Annotated in this window: 2 tRNA genes and 2 rRNA genes (1 of these 4 cut by a window edge); all 4 read left to right on the forward strand. The window is 50.0% G+C overall.

The window, feature by feature from the left end:
- A 16S ribosomal RNA gene (locus V7K73_RS03640) occupies window positions 1–676 on the forward strand; the annotation flags it as partial.
- A 129-nt stretch (window positions 677–805) separates the two neighbouring features.
- Window positions 806–879, forward strand: a tRNA-Ile gene (locus V7K73_RS03645).
- A 47-nt stretch (window positions 880–926) separates the two neighbouring features.
- Window positions 927–999, forward strand: a tRNA-Ala gene (locus V7K73_RS03650).
- A 181-nt stretch (window positions 1000–1180) separates the two neighbouring features.
- Window positions 1181–2500, forward strand: a 23S ribosomal RNA gene (locus V7K73_RS03655); it runs 1575 nt beyond the window's last position.

A 2500-nucleotide genomic window follows, 5' to 3' on the forward strand; every position in this document is an offset into this window, starting at 1 on the left:
CGTTAAGTATCCCGCCTGGGGAGTACGCCGGCAACGGTGAAACTCAAAGGAATTGACGGGGGCCCGCACAAGCGGTGGAGTATGTGGTTTAATTCGATGCAACGCGAAGAACCTTACCAAGGCTTGACATGTCGCGAATCTTGATGAAAGTTGAGAGTGCCTTCGGGAGCGCGAACACAGGTGGTGCATGGCTGTCGTCAGCTCGTGTCGTGAGATGTTGGGTTAAGTCCCGCAACGAGCGCAACCCTCGTTTTTAGTTGCCAGCATTAAGTTGGGCACTCTAGAGAGACTGCCGGTGACAAACCGGAGGAAGGTGGGGATGACGTCAAGTCAGCATGCCCCTTACGCCTTGGGCTACACACGTACTACAATGCTCCGGACAGAGGGCAGCAAGACAGCGATGTCAAGCAAATCCCGGAAACCGGAGCTCAGTTCAGATCGCAGGCTGCAACTCGCCTGCGTGAAGGAGGAATCGCTAGTAATTGCAGGTCAGCATACTGCAGTGAATTCGTTCCCGGGCCTTGTACACACCGCCCGTCACACCATGGAAGCTGGTAGTGCCCGAAGTCATTACTTCAACCTGCAAAGGAGAAGGATGCCTAAGGCAGGACTGGTGACTGGGGTGAAGTCGTAACAAGGTAGCCGTACCGGAAGGTGTGGCTGGATCACCTCCTTTTTAGGGAGACCTATACCCCTTGGATATCGAAAAACACACAGTTAAATAGATACTAAGTTGGTCTAACCTAGGTCGGTCGCAGACATTTGCAAATGTTGAAAGCTTTCAAACTATGATTTGGTTCGATATGGGCTATTAGCTCAGGTGGTTAGAGCGCACCCCTGATAAGGGTGAGGTCCCTGGTTCGAGTCCAGGATGGCCCACCTGAAGGAAATCGAAATTCAAAAGGATTGAATTTTGAATTGTATTTGGGGGTTTAGCTCAGTTGGTAGAGCGCCTGCTTTGCAAGCAGGATGTCAGCGGTTCGAGTCCGCTAACCTCCACCTGTGGTGATTACCATTGAGAAAAAATTGTGAGAAACCAGCAACATGACTTATAGAGTCAGACTGCTGAGAGTAATCTCAGCCAGAACCATGAAAACTGCATAGTAACGCAAATTAGCAGGCAGACACAGACATTTGTTATGGATGTTGTAGTGAATGCAGTTGAAAGAAAGAATTGAGTGGTCAAGCTAATAAGGGCTAACGGTGGATACCTAGGCACACAGAGGCGATGAAGGACGTGGTTACCGACGATATGCTCCGGGGAGTTGGAAGCAAACAGAGAGCCGGAGATTTCCGAATGGGGCAACCCTAAATACTACCTGCTGAATATATAGGCAGGAGAGAGCCAACCCAGCGAATTGAAACATCTTAGTAGCTGGAGGAAGAGAAATCAATAAAGAGATTCCCTAAGTAGTGGTGAGCGAAAGGGGAAAAGCCTAAACCAATTGGTTTACCGATTGGGGTAGTGGGACAGCGATATCGAATCTGGAGGCTAGACGAAGCAGCTAAATACTGCACCAAAGAAGGTGAAAGTCCTGTAGTCGAAAGTTAAAGGATAGTAGCTGAATCCCGAGTAGCATGGGGCACGAGGAATCCCATGTGAATCAGCGAGGACCACCTCGTAAGGCTAAATACTACTGTGTGACCGATAGTGAACCAGTACCGCGAGGGAAAGGTGAAAAGAACCCCGGAAGGGGAGTGAAATAGAACATGAAACCGTTAGCTTACAAGCAGTGGGAGGACTATTTGAAAGTCTGACCGCGTGCCTGTTGAAGAATGAGCCGGCGACTTATAGGCACTGGTAGGTTAAAGCGAGAATGCTGGAGCCAAAGGGAAACCGAGTCTGAAAAGGGCGATAATCAGTGTTTATAGACCCGAACCCTGGTGATCTAACCATGGCCAGGATGAAGCTTGGGTAACACCAAGTGGAGGTCCGCACCGACTGATGTTGAAAAATCAGCGGATGAGCTGTGGTTAGGGGTGAAATGCCAATCGAACCAGGAGCTAGCTGGTTCTCCCCGAAATGTGTTTAGGCGCAGCGGTAATGATTATATCTGGGGGGTAAAGCACTGTTTCGGTGCGGGCTGGGAGACCGGTACCAAATCGAGACAAACTCTGAATACCCAGAGCACACATTGCCAGTGAGACAGTGGGGGATAAGCTTCATTGTCAAGAGGGAAACAGCCCAGACCACCAGCTAAGGTCCCCAAATCATCGCTAAGTGATAAAGGAGGTGAGAGTGCACAGACAACTAGGAGGTTTGCCTAGAAGCAGCCACCCTTGAAAGAGTGCGTAATAGCTCACTAGTCAAGCGCTCTCGCGCCGAAAATGAACGGGGCTAAGCGATGTACCGAAGCTGTGGGATTAACTTTGAAAGTTAATCGGTAGGGGAGCGTTCCGTCGTAGGTAGAAGCAGTAGCGGCAAGCAGCTGTGGACGAAACGGAAGTGAGAATGTCGGCTTGAGTAGCGCAAACATTGGTGAGAATCCAATGCCCCGAA

The organism is Nostoc sp., from assembly GCF_036916975.1.
Lineage (GTDB): Bacteria > Cyanobacteriota > Cyanobacteriia > Cyanobacteriales > Nostocaceae > Nostoc.